Raw genomic sequence first — 24,226 nt, 5'->3', positions numbered from 1 at the left:
GGCTTACTCGCCCATCGCCATGGGCTTGAGCGCGCTGGTGCCAGCGACGACCACCTGTTCACCCGGCTTGAGGCCCGACAGGATCAGGATGCGATCGGCGTCCTTGCCACCGCTCTTCACCTTGCGGATTTCCACGCCCTTGGCCGAGCGGACGAAGACGGCTTCGCCATCCGCCAACGTGGCAAGAGCATTCTGGTCGATCGTCACGGCGCCGACGGGGGCAGGGCCAAAGAGCGACAAATTGGTTGCACGGCCCGCCAGTGCGCCGGGGCCAGCGGGCAGCTTTGCCTTGAGCGTGACGGAGCGTGTCGCGGGATCGATGGTCGAGCCAACCGACGTCACGGCGCCGCGCAGTGTATCGCCCAGCGCCACCGTCATGCCCGGCTTCACCTGTCCGGCGAGCCGTTCAGGCAGTTGGGCCTGCGCTTCATATTGGCCGGCCGCATCGATGACATAGGGGGCGGTGGTGCCATCGACGACGCTGCCGGCATGGATGGTCGCGGCCGTGACCTTGCCCGCGATCGGTGCGGTCAGCGTATAGCTGCCGCTGGCGCCCGAGCCGTTTACCATGCGCAATATGCGGCTTTTCTCCGACACGTCAGCGCGCGCTTCACCCAGCATCGCGCGGGCTTCATCAGCGCGGGCACCCGCGACGACGCCTTCCCGTTCAAGTTGCGACAGGCGGTTGGCGCTCGACTGGGCGACACCCAGCCGCGCACTGGCCCGACTGAGGTCCGCACCCATGCTCAATACGTCGCGGCTCGATACGATGGCAAGCGCCTGACCGCGCGTAACATCCTGCCCTTCGACCACCAATATGCGGGTCACGACGCCGGGGAAGGTCGCCGCGACTGCGACCCGCGCATTGGGTGGTGGCGCAATGATTGCGGGGACGACGGCGATCGGCGCTTCGGTCGCTTCAGCGGCGGCGGCGAATTTCAGACCCAGTCGTGCGATATTGTCCGCGCTGAGCGCGATCATGCCGGGATCGGACGGGGCCGCCGCGCTATCATTACGCGTGGCGGTTTCTTCGCTCGAACAGGCGGTCAGGGACAGGAGGGCAAGGGCACAAGGGATGGCGGCCTGTGCGATACGAAGCGACTGGAGCATGGCTCCCGCCTATGGCGCGAAACTGACGAGAGCCTGACGATCAGGTGGCCGATGTAAAATCCAATATCAGTTCCTGGCTTCCAGGCACGCTATGCAGACGACCGCCATGGGCGGCCATGATCCGCGCGACGATGGCCAGCCCCAGTCCCGCGCCCTCCCGACTGGCATGATCCGCGCGATGATGCCGCTGTACCAGTTGTTGCAGGCGATCGGGCGTCAGGCCGGTGCCGCCATCCTTGACACGCAGTCTGGGGCCGGGACCGACCAGCACCGTCACGGCGCCACCGGCCGGCGTCACGCGCAAGGCATTTTCCACCAGATTGCGCAGGGCCGCGGCTACCGTTTCGCGCTGACCGGTGATCGGCGTCGCTTCGCCGACGCGGGTGAGCGACAGAATCTTGTCCGCGCCGATCGCGCCGGGGGCCAGCAGGCTGACGATATCGGCGCCGATTTCCTCCAGTCGCAGCGTGTCGCGCATCGAATGGGCCAGGCTTTGCGCATCGACTCGCGCCAGCAGCATCAACTGATCGATCAGCCGCCGCATCGACAGCAGTTCGGCGCGCAGGCGTGGCGCATCGGGATGATCGAGCGCGTCCAGTTCCAGCGCCATCACCGCCAAAGGCGTGCGCAGTTCATGCGCCACATCGGCGGCGAATGCTTCATGATTGCGGGCCGCCTGATCGAGCTGGGCAAGCAGGCCATTGACCGCCTGCGCAAATGGCACGGCTTCGGTCGGGAAAGCCGCATGATCGATCATCACGTCGCGTTCATGCCCTTCCATCACCTGGAGCTGCGCGGCCGCTGTGCTCAGCGGTTCCAGCGCGCGCCGGATGACGATGAAGCTGGCGATGCCCATCGGAAAGATCAGCAACAGGATCGGCACCAGCACATGTTCGAACAATTCGCGAAAGGCATGGCGCGCTGCGTTCGGATCGCCCAGCGCGCTGAAACTCTGCTGATGCTCGCGGATGATGAAGATCAGCAGCAGGGTCGCGCCGACCACACCGACGATCGACAGGCCGATGAACAATCGGCGGGCAATGGATCGTCGCCGGCTCATGATGCGGCTTCGCGCAGCATATAGCCCACGCCCCGAACCGTGTGCAGCATGCCCTGTGCGCCCGCATCCTCCAGCTTGCGGCGCAGGCGCGACACGATGGCCTCGACCGCATTGGGCGTTACCGGTTCGTTGAAGGCATAGAGCGCATTTTCCAGACTGTCGCGCCGGACCACGGCGCCTGCCTGCCGCAACAACAGTTCCAGCAGATCCATCTCACGCCGGGACAGGTCCAGCGACTGGTCGAAGCAAAGCATCGTCCGACTGGCTGAATCCACCATGATCGGTCCGAACCGCAATTGCGTCTGCGCCCTTGGCCCCGGACGGCGGAGCAGCGCGCGGATGCGTGCGGCAATTTCGTCCACTTCGGCGGGCTTCACGACATAATCGTCGGCGCCTGCATCCAGCCCCGCCACTCGATCTTCCAGAGCATCCCGCGCCGTCAGGACCAGGGCGGGCTGCATATGGCCGCGCCGCCGCATATCGCGCAGCCAGGCGATGCCGTCGCCATCCGGCAGTCCGCGATCGACGATCAGCACATCATGCACCTGCGCCGCGATCGCTTCGGTGGCCATGTCGAGATTGGGGGTGTGGTCGCAGGTGAAGCCCCGGCGAGCAAGGCCCGCAACCAGCAGGTCGGCAAGACGACCATTATCCTCGATCAGCAGCAAGCGCATGATGGTGTCGCATCGTCGTGGTGAGACCGGAAGGCAACAGAATTTTGGCGGTTATCTCGGATGTCATACATGACAAAGGGTGCCGGCCCGAAAGCCGGCACCCTTTGTCGGAACCTGTCCCGTCAAATCTGCACCTGTCCGCCATCAACGAACAGTTCCACGCCATTGACGAAACTGGCTTCCTCGGACGCGAGGAACAGGACGGCCTTTGCAACTTCTTCCGGCTGGCCGATCCGTCCGGCGGGGATCAGGCCCGCCAGATAATCCTTGGTGCCTTCGGCCTGTTCTCCGCCACCGAACAATTCGTTGAGGCCGGCCGTTTCGGTCACGCCGGGGCTGACGGCATTGACCCGGATATGGCGATCCTTGAGGTCCAATATCCAGTTGCGGGCGAAATTGCGCACGGCTGCCTTCGTCGCCGAATAGACGCTGAGGGCGGGCGTGCCCGATATGCTGGTGGTCGACGCGGTGAGAATGATGGAGGCGCCGTCCCGGAGCAGCGGCAGGGCCTTTTGCACGGTGAAGAGCACGCCTTTCACATTGGTGTCGAATGTGCGCTGATAATGGTCTTCGCTGATGCTGCCGAGCGGCGCGAATTCACCGCCGCCCGCGTTGGCGAACAGGACGTCGATCTGGGCATGCTGCTGTTGAACGGCGTCATAGAGCCGATCGATATCGGCAAGGTTCGCCATGTCGCCCCGGACGCCAGTGATACGACCGCCGATGGCCTTAACCGCTGCGTCGAGTGCATCCTGACGGCGGCCGGTGATGAATACGGACGCGCCTGCATCCGCAAAGGCCTTGGCCGTGGCCATTCCGATGCCGCTGGTGCCGCCGGTCACGACCACCACCTTGTTGTTGAACCTGTTCGTCATTGTCTGTCTCCTTGTGTTTGTCGGCGGGATCGCCGCTGCCCATTGGAGATAGATTTCGAACGATAAGTCTTGTAGTCGGCAATATTGGTACTTAGCGTTCCATAAAAGGAACGATGATGAAGATCGATCTCAACGATTATGCCTATTTCGCCGAGGTGGTGGCGCATGGCGGCTTTGCCGCCGCCGGGCGTGCCCTGCGCGAACCCAAGTCCAAATTGTCCCGGCGCATCGCGGGGCTGGAGGAACGACTGGGCCTGCGGCTGATCGAGCGATCGAGCAGGCGCTTTCGGGTCACGGATACCGGGCAGGCCTTTTACGAACGATGCCGCACCATTTTGGCGGAAGTGGAAGGGGCGGAAACGCTGGTCATGGAAGCGCGGGCCGAACCCCGCGGCCGGGTTCGCTTCAGTTGCCCGACCGGTCTGGTCGAACTGGTCTCCGATCAGCTATCCTCTTTCCTGGATCGCTACCCCGGCATAAGGCTTCAAATCGTCGCGACGGATCGGGCCGTCGATCTGATCGAGGAACGGATCGATGTCGCGCTGCGCGTGCGGACCGAACTGACAAGCGATGCCGCGCTGACGATGCGATCTTTGGGCATATCGACCCGGATATTGGTTGCCAGTCCGCAAGTGGCGAACCGACTGACGGATATCGCAGATATTGCTGGTCATCCTTGCCTGAGCACCAGCGACACAGGCGAAGAAACCGTGTGGCATCTGGAGACAGATGACGGGCGAACCCATGTCGTGCGTTTCGCGCCACGTCTGGGGTGCGAGGATATGATGGCGATCAGGAAAGCCGCGATCGATGGCGTGGGCATTGCCCTTCTGCCCGACCATATTTGCAGCGCCGCGCTGGCGGATGGACGGCTCGTGCGCCTCTTTCCCGACTGGCGCGGTATCAAGGGGATCATGCATCTGGTGTTCACGACCCGACGCGGCCTGCCGCCTGCGGTGCGGGCGTGGATCGACCATCTGGCGGCTAGGCCGGTCCTCCGTCAGGCAAAAATGCCTTAGATTTTCGATCATGCCAAAAGCCAGGCCTACGGACGGATCGACCGGCGCGATTATTTCGGCATGCCACTCAGGCCGCTCGCCTGACGCAGGGCCGCGCCATCAAGCCGATATCCGTCCAGAAACACGCTTTCGACATGGCGCAGATTGCGCAGATCCTTCGAAACATCGCCGTCGACCAATATGATGTTCGCGGTCTTGCCGGGGGCGATCGATCCCATGTTGTCATCCATGCCGGTCATCTGCGCCGGGACGATCGTGGCGGTCTGCAACGCCTGCGCGTTCGTCAATCCGGCCTGCTCATAGAGTTCCAGTTCGCGCACCAGTTCCAGCCCGTAGCCGTCGGTGCCCGCGACGATGCGAACGCCGGCCTGATGGAGCTTGCCGACCAGATCGACCATCTTGGCGAAGCTCTTGCGATAATCGTCGCGGGTCAGGCCATCGACCAGCGGATAGCCGCCAATCTTCCAGCTACGGGCCACGGACGGCGGCGCGATATCGGCAAAGGGCGAATATTCCGGCGATATGCTGCTGCCGTCCGACGTCATCAGCGGTTCCCAGACGGTCAGGGTTGGATCGATGATCGTCTTGCGCTGGGCAAGCTCGGCATAGAAGCTCTTCATCATCGGGGAGTCGAGGTCGACATCCTTGCCATATTTGGCCGGGCCTTCCAGCCGGGCGGCGGTGTTGGCCTTGTCCACGACATCTTGCGGCATCGCCTGCATCATGATGAAGTTGATATGGGTCACTTCGTCATAGCCCGCCCGCACGGCGTCTAGCGGCCGCATGCCCGCCGGCACATGGCCATGGACATGCAGGCCCAGCTTATGGGCCTCTGCCGCTGCCGGGGCGATCCAGTCGGGATTCATCGATGTGTAGAATTTGACGCCCCACAGGCCAGCCGCCTTGATCTTGTCGACGGCGGCAATGGCTTCGGCTGCGGACGACACGGTCAGCGCGCCCTGCGCGGCCAGCGGGTCCTTGCGGTCGACGATGATCGACACCTTGCCTTCGGGCGCCAGCAGGTCGCCGGCGGCGCGGCGCTTGGTGATGCTCGCTATCTCATCGATCATCGATCCGGGGCTGCGATAATTGGTCATGCCGGTCGCGACATTCTGCAACAGGTTCCAGTCGTCGCCGACATGCTGGTGCGCATCCCACAATCCGGGGGACAGAGTCTTGCCCCGGCCGTCGATCAGCGTGGCGCCATCGGGCGCCTTGATCGATCCGCCAGCACCGACAGCCGCCACCTTGCCATCGGCGATCAATACTGCGCGATCCGGCAGATATTGGCCCGCGACGGAATCGAACAGCAACACATGGTCGATCAGCGTGGGCGTGCGGTTGGCGGGGCTGAGGAAGCGGTGCGCCACATCGCGCACCATCGCCGCCGTCGCCTTGTCCTGAATATCCTTCAGCTTCGGCCCATTGGCTTCATAGCCCGCGGGCAGCAGCGAAATGACACCGGCATTGCCGAAGAAGTGATTATCCTGATCCAGCCAGATCGGGGAGGGGGAGAAGCCATAGCCCTGAATGAAGGCCAGCTTGACCGTCTTGCTGCCCTGTGCCCCGCTGATCTGCACCGGTTCGCCGATGCTGATGCTGGCATGGCCGGTCGGCAATAGGTCGATGCCCTTCGTCCCTGCGGCGACCAAAGCCTCGATATCCTTTTCGCCCGCCAGCCAGGGGCCGCCATAGCTGTTATAGCGCTTGTTGGCGAAGGGGGCCTCGCCCTGATCGATGCTCGTCTTCCAATGGGCGATGCCGCCGCTATCGACGGAGAAAGTCTCCGTCGCGTCGCCCTGATCGGTATAGCCGCGAATGGCCATGGCGGTCGGCCGCCCGTCGGGGCCAAGGGTGAGCATTTCGTCCGTTTCCGTCACCCATCCGCGCAGTGACATGGACATGCGATAGGCGATGCGCCCGTCGGCCAGCGACCATGACCAGATATCGCCATGATTACCCGCCGTCGAACTGATGGTGTAGTGCCGCGCCGCGGGCGGCGGCGTCATCAATTCTTCTTTGGGTGTGGGGGCCGCCGTTGCGATCGACGTGGTGGCAAGCAGCAACGCAAAGACTAATGGGCGCATGACTCAATCCCCGGTGAGCAAGACCGGCAGAGTGACAAGGAGAAGGTGTGCGCGCAATGTCTTTCGCGGCGTCACCTCTCTCTTACAGATTGACCAGCGATCTGGCGGGCAGTTGCAGGCCCAGTCCCTTGAGCGACAGACTACAGTCCAGGATCAGGGCAAGGAACGTCCTGTCCTTCGCGACCGCCTCCAGATCGCGCGACAGCCGCTGCCCCTGCGCCAGCCAGGCGAGCAACCTTAATTCATCATCATGGATGAAGGGCGCGCCGGGGGCCCGAATATGCAGGCCCTGCGCCTGGGCCTGATCGCGGAGCGCATCGAACAGGGCCTGATCCCGCTCCGACAGCCGGGGCGGTCGCTGTGGCGTGCGGCCATCCTGCGCTAGGCCGTCCCCGCGCAGGATGGCCAGCACCTTCTGCTCCACCGCCGGGCGGCGGGTCACGGTGCGCATGAAGGGTTGGGAGGCGCCACTATTCATGCGGCGGCCGCCGTCACGATCCAGGCCGCGCCATTGATGACAACACCTTCCGCCGTCATGCGACCGACAAAGGCATCGCCCACGGCCTGCATCGCTTGTGCGCGGACGGTTTCGGGCTGGCCCAGCAGCGCGCGCTCCAGCGGACCGACATCGCAGGCGCGCCGCACCGCGCCAGCGACATCGGGGGCGAAGGGAATGGCATGGTCGAAGGGCGTGATCATGATGTTGCCGAAACCAGCAGTAGACAGAATGTGATGGACCCGGTCGACATTCCCGAACGAGAAAGGGCCGGGCGTTTCGGGAGGCGACGGCGCAGCGAGCGGCACGATGCCCTTGATCGCGCCCATGGGCAGACTGACCCAGTCATTTTCCGCCGCCGTTCGCCAGCAGACGAACACCAGTCTTCCGTCCGGTTTCAGCGCGGACCGCATATGGCCGAAGGCGGCGACCGGATCGTCGAAGAACATGACGCCGAACCGGGAGAACAGACAGTCATAGGTCGCAACCGGCAGGGGCGCGCGTCCGGCGTCGGCAAGCTGGAATAGGGCTGATGATCCGGCGCTTCTGGCGCGCTCGCCAGCGCGTTCGATCAGGGCGGCGGAGATATCGAGGCCCATGACCGTTCCGGCCTGACCGACCAGCCCGGCGATATGCAGGCTGCTATCCCCGGCGCCGCAGCCAATGTCCAATATATGGTCGCCCGGTTGCGGCGCTGCGACGGCTATGGCTGCCGCGCCGAAGGGGGCCAGCATCTGATCGAGCGATGCCTGATGGGCCACCCATTGATCGCCATTGCGGCCATTCCAGTCGGAAGCCTGAACTTTCTCGGCAGTCATGATCCTGGGCTCCTTTCAGGCAGGCAGTTCGACCAGAGGCCGACCAGCAACAGCAACAGTGCGACCACGGCATAGGGTGCGCCATTATCGATGGTGTAGAGCGTGGTCCCGGCGATCGGCCCCAATACGACGCCCAGACCCTGCGCCGCCGCGACCGTGCCGGCTGTCGCGCCCTGCTCATGGGGTTCGACGGCATTGGCGGCCGTTGCCGATACCGACGGGAAGACCCACCCCATGCCGAAGGCGGCGACGGCATAGCCCAGCCACAGCAAGGTAGCGGTGCTGGCGAAGATGACCGATCCAAAGCCGATCGCGCCGATGATCATGCCCAGCCGGATGAAACGCGCGGGCGCCCAGCCCAGTGCCCGCAGCGCCAGTTGCGCGCCGATAAGTGCCACGCCGACGGTCGCCAGCGCTATGCCTGACGTCCATGCCGCTTGCGCCGGCGGCAGGTGCAACCGGTCCAGCGCGAAGAAGCCGACAGTGATCTGTGCGATCGACACGCTGAACATGGCAGAGAAGGCCAGCAGCATCGGCCGACGCAAGCGCCCATCCGACAATTTCAGCGGCGCGCTATCGCGAGGTGCGACTGCGACATCGCGTGGTAAGGCCTGCCACAGGACGATCAGCGCAAGAGCCGGCAGGATCGCCGTGCCATAGAGCGGCAGCCGAAGGCTGTAGGAACCGATCAGACCTGCCAGTCCCGGCCCGACCACCAGCCCGGCGGCGCTGGCTGCACCCAGGCCGGCCATGGCTGCGGCCCGCTTGTCCGGCGCGACATGGTCAGCAACCAGAGCCGCGCTGGTCGACGGCACGGCGGCATAGAAGAGGCCCGCCAGCCCTCTGCCCAAGATCAGGCCTGCAAAGGCGAGGGCGGGCGACAAAGCGCCACGCAACGCACTGTCGATGAACAGCGCCAGCAGGGCATAGCTGACGACGAAACCCGACAGGCCGAACAGGAGTATAGGGCGGCGTCCGCGTCGATCGCTGGCCACGCCCCAGATGCGGGCCATGATCATCCAGCCGATCCCGGCGATTGTCACCGCTGTCCCGACATGCCATGGGTCCAACCCGATCACGCGGGCGATCGGCCCGGCCAGGGCGACAAATGCCATCATCGCCATGGAGCAGACGAACGTCTCGAACATCAGGGGCTTGAGGGAGAAGGACAGCGAGGGGGACGGCTGTGCGACCGCGCCGGTCAATTCTGTCATGATGGCAACTCCCGATAATCAGCGGCACAGCTATGCGTCATATATAATAATGACATGCAATAGCATAAAAGGCAAGATCGAACGGTGCTGCCGGTCGTCTGCGGGATTTGCAGCATAACCCTGATCCTCCGTCCATCCATTTTCCCTGTTCCACGGAACTGCGACGGGCCGTGCGCCATTGAGGGGACATGAAGAGAAAAGCCATCCTGCCGCTCCTCGCCGCGCTGCTCTGTACCGCGCAGACGGCCCCGCCGCCCAGTCCGCAGGATCCTTATGGCCCGCTTTTTCAGGCGGTGCAGGCGGAAAGGATATTCCCGGACGGCAAGACCTTCGTGGACGCAACGCCGCGCGATACGCCCGATGCCATATTGGAAGCCTATCGCCGGGAAGAACCGCGAGGCAAGGAGGCTCTTTGCGCTTTCGTGCTGCGACATTTCGATGTGCCGGGAGAGGCGCCGCCGTCGGAAAAGTCGCTGATCGGCCATATCGCCGCCCTGTGGCCTCAGCTTACACGCCCGGCCTTGCAGCCCCGCGCCGGGTCGAGTGCGCTGGCGCTGCCCGCGCCCTATGTCGTGCCGGGCGGCCGGTTTCGCGAAATCTATTATTGGGACAGCTATTTCACGATGCTGGGCCTCAAGGCTGACGGCCATGATGCACTGATCGGATCGATGCTCACGAATTTCGAAAGCCTGATCAATCGCTACGGCCATATCCCCAATGGCACCCGCACTTATTATCTCAGCCGGTCGCAGCCGCCCTTCCTGTCGCAGATGATCGATCTGGCGGATGACGGTGATGCAGAAACCGCCGCCCGGCATCTGGCCGCACTGCGCGCCGAATATCGCTTCTGGATGGCGGGCGCGGAGACATTGGGCAAGGTAGGCGCGGTACGCCGCGTCGTTCGGATGCCCGATGGCAGTCTGCTCAACCGCTATTGGGACGATCGCGCCGACCCGCGTGACGAAAGTTGGGCGGAAGATGTCGCGACCGCGCGGGAGAGCAATCGACCCAGCGCGGAGGTCTATCGTCATTTGCGGGCCGGGGCGGAAAGCGGCTGGGATTTCTCTTCGCGCTGGCTGACCGATCCCAAGCGGCTGGCGACCATTCATACGACCGATATCATTCCCGTCGATCTCAACAGTCTGATGTGGGCGATGGAGCGCAATATCGCACGGCGCTGTCGGGTCGCGGGCGATCAGCCCTGCGTCACGACTTTCGAAAGCGCGGCACAGCAACGGGCACGGGCGATGCAGCGCTATCTGTGGTTGCCCCGCGAAGCGCGCTTTGCCGATTGGGATCATGTCCGGCGCCAGCCCACGCCGGTCCTGTCGGCCGCAACGCTTTTTCCGCTCTTCACCGGTCTGGCCAGCAAGGCACAGGCAGATGCCGTCGCGGGGACGATAGAAGCGCGACTGGTGGCACCGGGCGGATTGCGGACGACCGAAATGGACAGTGGCCAGCAATGGGATCGGCCCAATGGATGGGCGCCGTTGCAATGGATAGCGATCGACGGGCTGGCGCGCTATCAGAAGACCGATCTGGCGCGGCGCATTGCCGCTGGCTGGATCGGCACCGTCAATGCCGCCTTTCTTTCGACCGGCAAGATGCTGGAGAAATATGATGTCGAACAGCGTCAGCCGGGCGGGGGTGGGGAATATCCGCTACAGGATGGCTTTGGATGGACCAACGGCGTCACCCGCGCCATCCTGCAACTCTATCCCGACCTTGATCCCGCGACAGGTAGGCAAGCCAGCCCATCCGCAAAACATGGCGTGGCGCAATGACTATAACGTCAAGGCATGGATAGGGCAGTCAGCACCCCTTATCGCGCGATCCTCTGCATGGGATGATGGCCTGATCAGGAGGTCGCCATGTTCAATGCCATCGCTACGGTTTCGCTCAGGGGTACGCTGGAGGAAAAGCTGCGCGCTGCCGCCGACGCCGGCTTTGCCAGTGTCGAGATTTTCGAGAATGACCTGATCGGATCGACCCTGTCGCCGCGTGAAGTGCGGCGGATGATGGAGGGTCTGGGCATCGGCTGTTCCCTCTATCAGCCGTTTCGGGATTTCGAAGGCATGCCGGGTCATCTGCGCCAGCGCGCCATGGATCGGGCCGAACGCAAATTCGACCTGATGGCGGAACTGGATACCGACCGCATCCTCGTCTGCTCCAACTGTTCGCCCGTGTCGCTGGGCGAGCGCGAGCGAATCGTCGATGATTTCCGCGAACTGGGTGAGCGCGCGGCAAAGCGCGGCATAATGGTGGGCTATGAGGCTCTGGCCTGGGGCCGCCATGTCTTCGACCATCGCGACGTCTGGGCGATCGTGGAGCAGGTGGATCACTCCAATATCGGCATCATCCTCGACAGCTATCATTCGCTGTCGCGCAAGATTCCGAGCGAGAGCATCCGCGCCATTCCCGGCGACAAGATCGTCTATGTGCAACTGGCCGATGCCCCGTTGCTCGACATGGACCTTCTCTACTGGAGTCGCCATTTCCGCAACCTGCCGGGGCAGGGCGGGCTGGACGTGACGGGCTATGTCGCCGAAATCCTGCGCACCGGCTATGATGGCCCGCTGTCGCTGGAGATTTTCAACGATCGCTTCCGTTCGAACAGCGCGGCTTTGGTGGCGGAGGACGGCTATCGTTCGCTCGATTATGTGCGCGACGCAGCGCTGCGCCAGCTTGGCCGGGAATCCCCCATTCCCGCGCCGCAACCCATGCTGGGAGCGGAATTTGTCGAATTTACCGCTGACGGCGTCAGCTCCGCCCGCCTCGGCAGCACGCTTGCCAGCCTGGGCTTCACCCTGGCGGGCGAACATCGGCACAAGAAGGTGACGCGCTGGCGCCAGGGCAACGTCAATCTGGTCGTCAATGCCGAGCCCAAGGGCTTTGCCAGCGCCTATCGCACCGCCCATGGATCGTCCATCTGCGCCATCGGCGTCCGGGTGAAGGACAAGGCGGCAGTGTTGGCGCGCGCCGCCGCTCTGGGGATCAAGGCCTATAGCCCCGAAGGCCGCCCCAGTCGCATGGCCATGCCCGCGCTGCGCGGCGTGGGCGGCAGCCTCGTCTATCTGATCGACGATAATGAGGTGGAGGGCCTGTGGGCGCGGGAGTTCGTCGCGCTCGATGCCGAACCGGACGCACCCATCCATGCGCGCGGTTTCGACCATCTCGCCGCCGTGGTGCATGAGGATGAATTCCTGTCGTGGCAGCTTTACTGGCGCGCGCTGTTCGGCCTGGAGGCAAAGGCGGCGCAGGATGTGATCGACCCGTCCGGTCTGGTTCACAGTCAGGCGATGCAGTCCCCCGACGGCGCATTCCGCGTAACGCTCAATGCATCGGATGCGCGCGAGACATTGTCTTCGCGCTTTCTGGAACAGGGGATCGGTGGCGGCTATCAGCATGTCGCGCTGACCACCGACGATATATTCGCAACCGCGCAGGCCCTGCGCGATGGCGGGGCTGCGATACTGGACATTCCCGCCAACTATCATGCGGACCTTGCCGCCCGTTTCGGCTTCGACGATGCCATGATCGCCCGGATGGCGGCGCTGGGCATTCTCTATGATGAGGATGCGGACGGCCATGGCTATTGGCAGGTCTACAGCCGCGCCTTCGACAAGCTGTTCTTCTTCGAATTCGTCCAGCGCGACAGCGGCTATGTCGGCTATGGCGCGCCCAATGCCGGCGTGCGACTGGCAGCCCAGAACCGCTTCCGCGACGACAACGTGGTGGATTGAGGACAACAGGCTCCTGCACCAGCAGGAGCCTGTCGGGCTACAGGATCAGCTTCACCGTCATCCCAGCCACGATGGCGTCATCATAGCGGCTGGTCGCGCCCACCCGATGGATATATTGCAGGTTCGGGCGCAGCAGCAGCGCGCGGGTCGCCTGCCAGCCATAGAAGATTTCTCCGCTCGCTTCCCAGGTTTGTACGTCGACCGCCTGTCCCAGCGATTGCTGGTCGCGCTGGCGATCGGCGATGCGCGGATTGACGCGGGCATAGACCAGACCCAGACCGAAATTATCCTTCGGCCGACTGTCCCACAGCCCACGCGCGACGAAGCCGCCGGACAGGAAGAAGGGCACCCGCGCCGTATGCTTGTCCGACAGGGTCATGGTGCCGAACAGGGAAAGGCCACGATCGCCCGCGCCAAAGCGGCTGATCATCTTTTCGCCCATGATCCAAGCGCTCCACCGCTCCTTGCGCATCGCCGGAGAAAGGCCGGAAAGTGCGTAAGAATCGCCATTGATGTCATCGCGGACATCAGGCTTGTCGGTCGTGTCGACCAGCCCACCGATCCGGATCAGGCCGGGCAGTCCGTCTGGCTTCTGCCCGGTCTTCCAACCCAGTTCGACCGGCAGCACGAAGCTGTCGAAACGTGGCGCCAGTTGCCAGCCGCTGCCGGTTTGCGCGCGATAGGCATTCACCTCGAACGCGGCGACCGTGACGGTCAGATTATTGGCAATCTCCTGCCGGGCGCGAATGCCCCAGCGCGGAATGGGAAAGCCCGAAAAGCCGCTATTATAGAAGAGCGTCGTCGGGCGCGGACAGAAAGCGAAATTCTGGAACTGGCAACCGGACGGCAGCGTCGCGAAATCGTCGCCGGTATGATAAAGGCCGATCTTCAGCGCCGTCTTGCCGCCGTTCAATTGCTGTTCGTAGCTGAGTTCCGCCGGCCGCAAATCCTGCCCGCCGCCGAACAATTCCTGCACCTCGAACAGATTGCCGATGCGCGTGGCGGTCAGATCCTCACCCTTGCGGTGGATGATGGTGGCGATGAATTTTCCGCCCTCCAGCCCGAACGTTTTGCCGGTGTCGACCACGGCCGATGCCAGCAATTGCTGGGTATAGGCCGATCCCTGATCGCGCCCGCCGCTGATGGAGGCGGCGCTTTCGGACACATAGGAGAAGGTGAGGGTGACGCCCTTGTCCTTCAGCCGGGTGCGCCAGCCGGGCTTTTTCTCCAGCGGCGGAGGCGGGGTCTGCGGACCGGCGGTCGGGCCTTGCAACTGCTTGGCCTCAGCGGCAGCGACCTCGATCGGCAGGACGATCGCAGGCGGCGGAACGGGCGGTGCGTCGGCGATCATGCCGCTGCCCTCCGCTCGGTTGCTCGCGCGAAGTCGGCCAGCATGCGCTGGCTGTCGGGCTCGACTCCGGTGAACAGGGCAAAGGCATGGGCCGCCTGCATCACCGCCATCCCGCCGCCGTTGAGCGTGGCACAGCCCTTGGCTTCTGCCGCCGCCAAAAGCGCCGTCTGAAGCGGGAAATAGATAATGTCCGACACCCATTGGTTCGGGTGCAGCAGGTCGGGATCGAAGGGCAGGCCGGGATGGCTTTCCATCCCGATTGGGGAGGTCTGGACTACCCCGTCCGCGCCGGAAATAGCCTCGGCCGTGGTCGTTGCAGCCTGCACCTGCGCCATGGGGAACAGCCTGCCAAGCCGGTCGGCAAGCGCAGCCGCCCGATCGGCTGCTGGATCGAAGATGGTGAGTTGTGTCGCGCCCAGATCGAGATGGGCGTAGCCCACCGCCGCCGCCGCGCCGCCCGCGCCGATCAGGGCCACCTTGTCGCGCTGCCGATCGCCCAGCCCCGCCAGGAAATGGGCGCGATAGCCCGACCAGTCCGTATTGTCGCCATGCGCCTTGCCATCGCGGAACAGGACGGTGTTCACCGCGCCCAGCGCCTTTGCCGCATCGGAGAGGCTGTCGAGCAATGGGATAACGGCCTGTTTGAAGGGATGGGTGACGTTGACGCCGTCAAATCCCATCGTCCGCAGCATGGGCAGCAACCGGGGCAGGGCGGTGGCGTCATAGCCCATAACCTCTGCATCCAGGATGCGATAGACCATGGTCAGACCCAGCGCGCGGGCTTCGCGTTCGTGCATTTCCGGGCTGCGCGATCCCGCAATGCCCTGGCCGACAAGGCCGCAGAGAATGGACGCGACGGGTCGCCCCGCGTCGATGACGGGTTGGTGGATCATGATAATCTGGTCCTTAACGGAAGGGCTTTTAGCCGGCCTTGGGCAGACGGATCAGCATGACGCAAATCCCTGACAACAGGATCGGCACCGCGAAGATGCCGAAGATCAGCGCCAGCGACACTTTCGCCGCCAGCAGGAAGCCACCCAGCATCGGACCGATCACCGCGCCGATCCGGCCCATGCCCATGGCCCAGCCGATGCCGGTGCCGCGCGCTTCGGGCGGATAGAGGCTGGCGGCGAGCGGATAGCAGCCGTTGAAGCCGCCCTGCACGAACATGCCGATCAGGAAGGCGGTGCCGAGCGTGGCGATCAGCGGCATGGCCACCGATCCGAAGATGATCAGCGTCGCGGCGGCCGCGCTCATATAGCCCAGGATCAGTTTGCGCAGGTCGAGCCGGGTACCGCCAAGACCAATGAGGGTGATGCCGACGAACGCGCCGATATTGTAGATGGCGCCCGCATAGATGGCGTCCTTGGCAGGCAGGCCGGCTTCGACCGCCAGCTTGGGAATCCAGCTGATCACGAAATAGAGTGTCATGAAGCCGAAGATCGTCGCCATCCACAGCAGCAGGGTGCCGGCCGCACGCCCTTCGCTCAGCAGTCCGCGCACGCCGACATTCTGGGCTTCATGGACCTTCTTGGGCGGCAGAGCATCCACTTGCGGCTGACCCATGGCGCGCAGCAGGCGATTGGCCTTTTCCAGCGCGCCTTTGGGCTGGCGGGTCAGCAGGAAGTCGATCGATTCGGGCAGCAGCATCCACACCAACGGGATGGAGATCGCGCACAGGATCGCCGCGCCGAGCAGCATCGCCTGCCAGCCATGGACCGGCAGCAGACTGGCGACGACGAAGCCGGTGATGGTGGCGCCAACCGGATAGCCGGCCTGCAGGAAACCGACCGCGAAGGTGCGGTGCTTGGCTGGTGCATATTCGGCGGTCAGCGCGGCCATGCTGGCCAGCACCGACCCGATGCCGATGCCGACGATGAAGCGGCTGAAGATCAATTCCGTAATCGACGTGGCGATGGCGGAACCGAACATGGCGACGGACATCATGATCAGGGACGCCAGGATGAGCTTGCGACGGCCGAACTTGTCGGCCATCGGCGCGATGATCAGGCCGCCAGCCGCCATGCCGGCGAGGCCCGCGCTGAAAACCACGCCCAGCCGTTCGGGGCTGACCTGCCAGTCGGTGGACAGGGCGGGGGCGACGTAGGACAGGATCAGCACGTCCATGCCGTCCAGCATGTTGAGGATGAAGCAGATGGCGACGACCAGAATCTGGCGCGCGGACCAGTTGGCATCGGACGGCGCAGGGGACGGGTTGTTCACCGTCACATAGGGCCGCACGGATACCGTGCCGGCGGGGGAATAGCTGGCCATGGAAATGACGCCTTTCATCCTCTCGGGCCAGATGGCCCTCATGCTCTTTACCAAACCGGTGGCCTGTCGGCTTCTATTCTGCGGGTGGTTCTGCTTCTCTCCTTTTCTAGGTAATTTCCACATGAGGAAATGAAGTCCTCTATGCCATTATGTTATGAGATTGCGGGGAAGGCTCATTAGCACATTGCGGGCGATTTCCTCGAAAGTTTCACCGATGATCGCGCGCGGGGATTCCAGATTGCGGTTGATATAGACGGGCAGCAGGCCCGGTTCTTCAAATTCCAGGAAGCGCACTGTGTCGGCATGCGGCTGCATCGCGGTGAAACTGTCCACCAGCGCCACGCCCATGCCATTGGCGACGAAGGCCACCGCCGTTTCGGCAAAGCGGATATAGGTCGATATGTCGATCTCATAGCCGGCCTTGGCAAACATCTCCGCGATGATGCCGCCATGCGGCGTATGGGGGCGGAAGGACTGGAGATGCTCCCCGGCAATGTCGGCCACGGTGATCTTCTCGCGACCCGCCAGCCGATGGCTGGTCGGCACGGCGCAGACCATCCGCCCCGCGCCGATCCGGCTGGACAGGATATTGGGATGGTCGATCGGAAAGGCGGTCAGCGCATATTCGCCGCGCTGAAGCGCCAGATAATCGCCCGCCTGCTCGACCGACAGGATATCAAACTGAATGGTCAGGCCCGGATAATTGGCGGTCAGGCGCGCCAGCATCTGCGGCACCACCGAATGGCCAAGCGAGGGGGAGGCGCCCACGCGGAAGGTCCGGTCTTCGCCCTTGGCCAGTCGCTGGATGACATGGCCAAGATCGTCGAACCCTTTGTAGATGCGCTCGATCTCCTCGAACAGGATGCGGGCCTCCTGCGTCGGGACCAGCCGCCCGCGGGTGCGGTCGAACAGGCGGAAGCGCAGCCGGTCCTCCATATGCGCCAGCATCCGGCTGAGGCCGGGCTGCGACGTGCCCAGCATGCGGGCCGCGCCGCTGACCGTTTTGGTGATCATCACCGCACGGAACATCTCTATCTGGCGAACGGTGAGCATGGCGGTGCGGGCATGGGTCCGGGGATTATGGGGCGCCCTGACTACTGCAAATGGGCGCGGGCGAACAGGGTAAAGCGGCAAGCAAAAAGGGCGCCGGTTTGCACCGACGCCCTTTTCCGTGAGCGGATGATCGCCGGGATCAGCCGATGATGAACTCCGCATTGGTGAGCGCAAGGCCTGTGCTGAGCTGGGCGAACTTGATCGCCACGCCGGCACCATTGCCGTCGGCATCGAAGAGCAGCGCGCCGGTGGCGCTGTTATAGATGATCCGATCATCCGCATCATGTGCCGCCGACCCGATGTAGAAGGCATTGGCCGACAAAGTGCCCACCGACAGGCCAGTGAAGATGGCATCGTCCAGCGTGATGCTGTCATCCGCAACGACATAGTCCTGGATCTTGTCGACATTGTTAGAGCCAAGCGCTGCATCGAACACGAAATTATCCGCGCCAGCACCGCCGGTAAGCGAGTCATTCCCCAGCCCGCCGATCAGCGTATCGTTGCCGGCCCCACCCGACAGCCTGTCACCGCCGTCCATGCCGGACAGGATGTTGTTGCCATCATTGCCGAACAGGCTGTTGACGCGGCCGTTGCCGGTGGCGTTGATATTGGCCGTTCCGGTCAGTGTCAGCGTTTCGACGATACGGCCGGCCAGCGTGTAGGACACCGACGAATAGATGCGATCGGTGCCTGCGTCATTGGCTTCGACGACATTGTCGTTGACGTTGTCGACATAATAGGTGTCGTCACCCAGCCCACCGGCAAGTGTATCGGCGCCAGCACCGCCATCCAGCGTGTTATTGCCATCATCACCGGTCAGTTTGTCGTTAAAGGCAGAACCGATCAGCTTTTCGATGCTGATCAGCGTATCGGTCCCCGCGCCGCCGGTATTTTGGGCGGTCGTCACGCTCAGGTTTACGGTCACGCCGCTGGTTGCATCGACATAGGTGGCGGTATCGGTATGGTTGCCACCGTCCAATATGTCGTTACCGGCGCCGCCGTTCAGGATATCTGCACCATTGCCGCCACTCAGCGTATCATTGCCGGCCAGACCTGACAGGACGTTATTGTGGCCATTGCCGTTGATGATGTTACCGCGACCGTTACCGGTTCCGTCTATGTCATCCGGCCCGGTCAAGGTCAGGGTTTCGATCAACCGTGAGGTCAGGGCATAGCTGACCGAAGCGTAGACCGTGTCGGTCCCACCGCCATCGGATTCCACGACATTGTCGTTGACGTTGTCGACATAATAGATGTCGTCACCCAGGCCACCGGCCAGCACATCCGCACCGATGCCACCGTTCAGGGTGTCGTTACCGGACGATCCGGTGATGCTGTTGTCCAGGCTATTGCCGGTCAAGGACTGGCCGGTGGCGACCGTACCGGCCAGATTTTCGATATTGGCCGCCAGCGTGTAGTTGGCTAGGCTGGTGCGGACCTCATCCGTGCCTTCACCCGTGAGTTCGTTGAGAACATCACCGACATTGTCCACGATATAGACATCGTCGCCCAACCCGCCGGTCATGATGTCGGCGCCAACGCCGCCATCCAGCGTGTCATTACCGGCATTGCCGATCAGCGTGTCGGCACCGTCAAGACCCGAAAGGACATTGTTGCCGCTATTGCCGACCAGCGTATTGACGCGACCATTGCCCGTTGCGTCGATATTGGCCGATCCGGTCAGGGTCAGGGTTTCGACGATCCGTCCAGCGAGCGTGTAGGACACCGACGAGTAGATGGTATCCGTGCCGGCACCATCCGCCTCAACCACGTTATCGGCGACATTATCGACATAATAGATGTCATCCCCCGCGCCACCGGCCATGGTGTCGGCACCGGTGCCGCCGTCAATCACATTGGCGACGCTGCTGCCGGTCAGCGTATCGCCGAACGACGAACCGATCAGGTTTTCGATGTTGGACAATGTGTCGGTGCCCGCCCCGCCCGTATTCTGGGCAGCGGTGGTGGCCAGGCTGACCGTGACGGCAGCCGTGGCGTCCGCATAGGTGGCCGTGTCGATGTCAGCACCACCATCCATGGTGTCATTACCCACACCACCGTTCAGCGTGTCATTGCCCGCCCCGCCATTCAGCGTATCATTGCCTTCCAGCCCGGTCAGGATATTGGCGCCGCTATTGCCGTTCAGCACATTGGCGCGCCCATTGCCCGTAGCGGTGAGGTTGGCTGATCCCGTCAGAGTGAGCGTTTCCACGATCCGGCCCGTCAACGCATAGCTGACCGACGACAGGATCGTGTCAGTCCCGGCCCCGTCGGCTTCGATCACATTGTCGTTCACATCGTCGACATAATAGGTGTCGTTGCCCAGGCTGCCGGCCATTGTATCCGCACCTGCCCCACCGTCGATGACGTTATTGCCGTCATTGCCGGTCAGGTTGTTGGCATCACCATTGCCGGTGGCATTAACATTGGCCGTACCGGTCAGCGTCAGATTTTCGACCGACAGGCCAGCCAGCGAATAGCTGATCGTGCTGAAGACCGAGTCATTGCCCTCGCCATTAGCCTCGACCACCACGTCGCCGCTATTGTCGACATAATAGCTGTCGTCGCCCAGACCACCGGTCATGGTGTCGGCACCGGTGCCACCGTTGATGATATCGGCGCCGATCGTGCCGACGATGATGTTGGCCAGATCGTTGCCGGTCAGCGTCTGCCCGCTGACGCCGGTGGCGGTCAGTTTCTCGACATTGGCGGTCAGCGTGTAGCTGGCCAGCGCAGTGCGCACCTCATCGGTGCCTGCGCCGGACGCTTCCGTCACCACGTCGCCGGCATTGTCGACATAATAGAGATCGTTGCCAGCGCCGCCAGCCATCGCGTCGGCGCCAGTGCCGCCGTCGATGATGTCGTTGCCGCTGCCGCCCGTTATCACATTCGCCGCGCTGTTGCCGGTCAGCGTCTGGCCGGTCGTGGCGGTGCCGGTCAGATTTTCCAGCGTGGCGCCCAGCGTGTAGCTGGCCAGCGTGGTGCGCACTTCATCCGTGCCTTCATCCGCCAGTTCCGTCACCACGTCGCCGCTATTGTCGACCGTGTAGACATCGTCCCCCGTGCCGCCGACCATGGTGTCGGCACCGGTCCCGCCATTCAGCGTGTCATTGCCCGCGCCGCCAGTCAGCGTATCATTGCCCGCCCCGGCGGTGATGCTGTTGGCTAGACTGTTGCCCGCCAGCGTCTGCGCCGTGGTCGCGGTGCCGATCAGATTTTCGACGTTCGATCCCAGCGTGTAGCTGGCCAGTGCGGTCCGGACGGTGTCGGTGCCCTGGCCCGACGCTTCGGTCACCACGTCGCTGGCATTGTCGACATAATAGAGATCGTTGCCCGCGCCACCAATCATCGTGTCCGCGCCGGTCCCGCCGTTCAGCGTGTCATTGCCGCTGCCGCCGGTGATGGTGTTGGCGGCGCTGTTGCCGGTCAGCGTCTGGCCGGTCGACAACAGGCCGGTCAGCTTTTCCAGATTGCTGCCCAGCGTATAGCTGGCCAGCGTGGTGCGCACTTCGTCCGTGCCTTCACCGGACAGTTCGGTCACGACGTCGCCGGCATTGTCGACGATGTAAATGTCGTTGCCCGCGCCACCGACCATCGTGTCGGCCCCGGCACCACCATCGATCTGGTTGGCCGTGGAGGTACCGGTCAGTGTATCATTCTGTGCGGAACCGATGAGGTTTTCGAAGCCGACGGTATAGTCATAGCCATTGCCGGCATCATACCATGTGCCCTGATGGTCGGTCAGCGAGTAGGTGATGGCATTGGCGGACGAGGCGAAGCTCAGCGTGTCATTGCCATTGGCGCCGCCGCTCAGCTGATCGCTGCCCGCGCCGCCGTCGATCGTGTCATTGCCAGCACCGCCGTCAATATAATCGTCCAGTGCGCCGCCGGTCAGAGTATCGACGCCACCACCGGTCGTGATGGAAATGCGCTCGACATTGGTGAGCGTCGTGCCTTGTCCGACAAAGGTCGACGTCGATCCTGCAGTCTGGTTCAGCGTGAAGCTGATATTGGCCGTGTTGGCTGAAAAGTCCCCATGGAAATAGTCGGTTCCGCCGCCGCCGTTAAAGGCGACGATTGCGTTGTTATAGGCTGTGAAATCGTCATCGCCACTGCCGAAAAGGATGGTCAGCGCCTCGATATTATAGCCATAGACATTGTTGCCATTGCCATAATCATAGGCATAGAGATTATATCCGGAACCGGCTCCGTACCAATAGCCATATTGAGAGCCGTCGCTGGCCGACCAGTTGATGGTCATGCTGTCGGTGCCGGCCCCGGCATCGAACGATCCGGTAGTCGCAATCTGGAAACTGTCGTTACCGCTGCCAGTGGTCAGCTGGATATTTTCGACATTGGTGACGCTGCCGCCATTGGACAGGCTATAGGTGCCAGCGCTTTCGGTGACGGTCAGCGCGGTCGTAAGGCTCCCATATTGGCCATACCATGTGTCGCTGTCGGCCCCGCCATTGATGGTGTCGACGCCGCTGGTGTAGATGGTGTCATTGCCCGCCCCGCCATTGACGCTGTTGGTGCCGGTACCTGCCTGTAGCACGTCGTTCAGCGCGCCGCCGGTCAGGCTGTCATTGCCGCTGCCAGTGGTGACTTCGATCCGTTCGACATTGGTAAGGGTGGTGCCCTGACCCACAAAGGTCGATGTCGACCCGGCGGTCTGGTTCAGCGTGAAGCTGATATTGGCCGTGCTGGCAGAAAAATCCCCGCGGAAGAGGTCGGTGCCGCCGCCGCCATCAAAAGCCATCACACTATTATCGTAGACAGTGAATTCGCCGTCTGAATCGCCAAACAGAACCGTCAGGGATTCGATCCCATAACCATTCACGTTGCGGCCGGCATAGTCATAGATATTGGCGCTATTGCCCGCTCCATACCAATAGCCATATTGGTAGATGTCGTCATAGGCGGTCCAGTTGACGGTCAGGCTGTCAGTGCCTGCGCCACCATCGAAGGTACCGTTCGTGCTGATCTGGAAACTGTCATTGCCGCTGCCGGTGGTCAGCTGGATATTTTCGACATTGGTGACACTGCCGCCATTGGACAGGCTATAGGTGCCGCTGCTTTCAGTGACGGTCAGCGCGGTGGTCAGGTCCCCATATTGGCCATACCAGGTATCATTGTCAGCGCCGCCATTGATGGTGTCGACGCCGCTGCTGTAGATGATATCGTTGCCCGCACCGCCATTGACGCTGTTGGTGCCGCTACCCGCCCGCAGCACGTCGTTCAGCGCGCCGCCGGTCAGGCTGTCATTGCCGCTGCCAGTGGTGACTTCGATCCGTTCGACATTGGTAAGGGTGGTGCCCTGACCCACAAAGGTCGATGTCGACCCGGCGGTCTGGTTCAGCGTGAAGCTGATATTGGCCGTGCTGGCAGAAAAATCCCCGCGGAAGAGGTCGGTGCCGCCGCCGCCATTGAAGGCCATCACGCTATTGTCATAGACAGTGAATTCGCCGTCTGAATCGCCAAACAGAACCGTCAGGGATTCGATCCCATAACCATTCACGTTGCGGCCGGCATAGTCATAGATATTGGCGCTATTGCCCGCTCCATACCAATAGCCATATTGGTAGATATCGTCATAGGCGGTCCAGTTGACGGTCAGACTGTCAGTACCGGTACCACCATCGAATGTGCCGATACCGCTGATCTGGAAACTGTCATTGCCACTGCCGGTGGTCAGCTGGATATTTTCGACATTGGTGACGCTGCCGCCATTGGACAGGCTATAGGTGCCGCTGCTTTCGGTGACAGTCATTGCCGTGGTCAGGCTGCCATATTGGCCGTACCAGGTATCATTGTCGGCACCGCCATTGATGGTGTCGACACCGCTGCTGTAGATGATATCGTTGCCAGCGCCACCATTGACGCTATTGGTGCCCGTACCAGTCCGAATGGTGTCAGCCAACGATCCACCGGTGATATTGTCATTGCCGCTGCCAGTGGTGATGTCGATCCGCTCGACATTGGTCAGGGTCGTTCCCTGATTGACGAAGGTGGAGACGGCATTGGCCGTTTCATTCAGCGTGAAGCTGATATTGGCGGTGCTGGCGGAGAAATCGCCATGGAAATAGTCGTTCCCGCCGCCGCCATTGAAGGCGACGACTGCGTTATTATAGATCGTAAAATCGCCGTCGCCGCTGCCGAACAGGACGGTTAGGACTTCGATATTCGTGTAGTAGACGGACTGACCACTGCCATAGTCATAGATCGAGCCGGAGGATGTTGGCCCATACCAATAGCCAGACTGATAATAGCCGGTGCTGCTCGATAGATTAACCGTCAGGCTGTCTGTGCCACCGCCGCCATCAATATTGGAAGTGCCGTCCGCCGGCGTGATGGTCCAGCTGTTATTTTCAGAGCCGCCCGTATAGTCAGTCATGTCCACTCCCCCACACACAGGAAGAACCAGCGACGCCCCATCAGGACTCGCTGGAATT

16 protein-coding genes are annotated in these 24,226 nt (G+C 62.7%); 3 read left to right on the top strand and 13 right to left on the bottom strand.

Annotation, left to right across the window (positions count from 1 at the left end; translation table 11 throughout):
• Positions 1 to 3 precede the first annotated feature (3 nt).
• The 4 genes from BMY84_RS10275 to BMY84_RS10260 form a co-directional block, all read right to left on the bottom strand.
• Positions 4 to 1,110, bottom strand: coding sequence for an efflux RND transporter periplasmic adaptor subunit (locus BMY84_RS10275; protein ID WP_093083619.1), 1,107 nt, complete (start codon positions 1,108 to 1,110; stop codon positions 4 to 6).
• A 40-nt stretch (positions 1,111 to 1,150) separates the two neighbouring features.
• Entirely contained in the window at positions 1,151 to 2,170 is a 1,020-nt protein-coding gene (locus BMY84_RS10270) for a sensor histidine kinase (RefSeq protein WP_093083618.1), read from the bottom strand.
• The gene (locus tag BMY84_RS10265) at positions 2,167 to 2,844 is read right to left on the bottom strand and encodes a winged helix-turn-helix domain-containing protein (RefSeq protein ID WP_093083616.1); all 678 of its coding nucleotides are present in this window, start codon (positions 2,842 to 2,844) and stop codon (positions 2,167 to 2,169) included. Before BMY84_RS10265 ends, BMY84_RS10270 begins: the two co-directional genes overlap by 4 nt.
• Positions 2,845 to 2,966: 122 nt before the next feature.
• Positions 2,967 to 3,719, bottom strand: a complete 753-nt coding sequence (locus tag BMY84_RS10260) for an SDR family NAD(P)-dependent oxidoreductase (protein WP_093083615.1) — start codon at positions 3,717 to 3,719, stop codon at positions 2,967 to 2,969.
• A 113-nt stretch (positions 3,720 to 3,832) separates the two neighbouring features.
• On the opposite strand from BMY84_RS10260, the gene BMY84_RS10255 reads away from it, so the two are divergent.
• Entirely contained in the window at positions 3,833 to 4,738 is a 906-nt protein-coding gene (locus BMY84_RS10255; protein ID WP_256215199.1) for a LysR family transcriptional regulator, read from the top strand.
• A gap of 50 nt (positions 4,739 to 4,788) precedes the next feature.
• Here the strand turns inward: BMY84_RS10255 and BMY84_RS10250 are convergent, their stop codons facing one another.
• From BMY84_RS10250 to BMY84_RS10235, 4 genes are all read right to left on the bottom strand, one after another.
• Positions 4,789 to 6,825 carry an amidohydrolase family protein gene (locus tag BMY84_RS10250; RefSeq protein WP_093083612.1) on the bottom strand — a complete coding sequence of 679 codons (2,037 nt, stop codon included), beginning with the start codon at positions 6,823 to 6,825 and terminating at the stop codon, positions 4,789 to 4,791.
• Positions 6,826 to 6,907: 82 nt separating this feature from the next.
• Entirely contained in the window at positions 6,908 to 7,303 is a 396-nt protein-coding gene (locus BMY84_RS10245; protein WP_143075020.1) for a hypothetical protein, read from the bottom strand.
• Positions 7,300 to 8,139: a class I SAM-dependent methyltransferase gene (locus tag BMY84_RS10240; RefSeq protein ID WP_093083609.1), complete on the bottom strand. Its 840-nt coding sequence runs from the start codon at positions 8,137 to 8,139 to the stop codon at positions 7,300 to 7,302. Before BMY84_RS10240 ends, BMY84_RS10245 begins: the two co-directional genes overlap by 4 nt.
• Positions 8,136 to 9,353 (bottom strand): MFS transporter, encoded by a 1,218-nt coding sequence (locus BMY84_RS10235; protein WP_093083608.1) that lies wholly within the window; start codon positions 9,351 to 9,353, stop codon positions 8,136 to 8,138. The genes BMY84_RS10240 and BMY84_RS10235 overlap by 4 nt, the downstream gene beginning before the upstream one ends.
• Before the next feature lie 188 nt (positions 9,354 to 9,541).
• Here BMY84_RS10235 and treF point away from each other — a divergent pair, with 188 nt between their 5' ends.
• Together treF and BMY84_RS10225 are read left to right on the top strand one after the other, a co-directional pair.
• Positions 9,542 to 11,137 (top strand): alpha,alpha-trehalase TreF, encoded by a 1,596-nt coding sequence (gene treF / locus BMY84_RS10230; RefSeq protein ID WP_093083606.1) that lies wholly within the window; start codon positions 9,542 to 9,544, stop codon positions 11,135 to 11,137.
• 87 nt (positions 11,138 to 11,224) lie between these two features.
• Entirely contained in the window at positions 11,225 to 13,096 is a 1,872-nt protein-coding gene (locus BMY84_RS10225) for a bifunctional sugar phosphate isomerase/epimerase/4-hydroxyphenylpyruvate dioxygenase family protein (RefSeq protein ID WP_093083605.1), read from the top strand.
• 37 nt (positions 13,097 to 13,133) lie between these two features.
• On the opposite strand, the gene BMY84_RS10220 is transcribed toward BMY84_RS10225, so the two are convergent.
• From BMY84_RS10220 to BMY84_RS10200, 5 genes are all read right to left on the bottom strand, one after another.
• Positions 13,134 to 14,447: a carbohydrate porin gene (locus BMY84_RS10220; protein ID WP_093083603.1), complete on the bottom strand. Its 1,314-nt coding sequence runs from the start codon at positions 14,445 to 14,447 to the stop codon at positions 13,134 to 13,136.
• A complete protein-coding gene (locus tag BMY84_RS10215) occupies positions 14,444 to 15,340 on the bottom strand; it encodes a shikimate dehydrogenase (RefSeq protein ID WP_093083602.1) in 897 nt (298 codons plus the stop codon). Before BMY84_RS10215 ends, BMY84_RS10220 begins: the two co-directional genes overlap by 4 nt.
• A gap of 28 nt (positions 15,341 to 15,368) precedes the next feature.
• The gene (locus tag BMY84_RS10210) at positions 15,369 to 16,721 is read right to left on the bottom strand and encodes an MFS transporter (protein ID WP_093083729.1); all 1,353 of its coding nucleotides are present in this window, start codon (positions 16,719 to 16,721) and stop codon (positions 15,369 to 15,371) included.
• Positions 16,722 to 16,868: 147 nt separating this feature from the next.
• Positions 16,869 to 17,774 (bottom strand): LysR family transcriptional regulator, encoded by a 906-nt coding sequence (locus BMY84_RS10205; RefSeq protein ID WP_093083600.1) that lies wholly within the window; start codon positions 17,772 to 17,774, stop codon positions 16,869 to 16,871.
• A 139-nt stretch (positions 17,775 to 17,913) separates the two neighbouring features.
• Positions 17,914 to 24,168 (bottom strand): calcium-binding protein, encoded by a 6,255-nt coding sequence (locus BMY84_RS10200; protein ID WP_177203976.1) that lies wholly within the window; start codon positions 24,166 to 24,168, stop codon positions 17,914 to 17,916.
• Positions 24,169 to 24,226: the final 58 nt, after the last annotated feature.

Source organism: Sphingobium sp. AP50, assembly GCF_900109095.1.
GTDB lineage: Bacteria > Pseudomonadota > Alphaproteobacteria > Sphingomonadales > Sphingomonadaceae > Sphingobium.
This window is presented reverse-complemented; position numbering and strand designations above follow the sequence as displayed.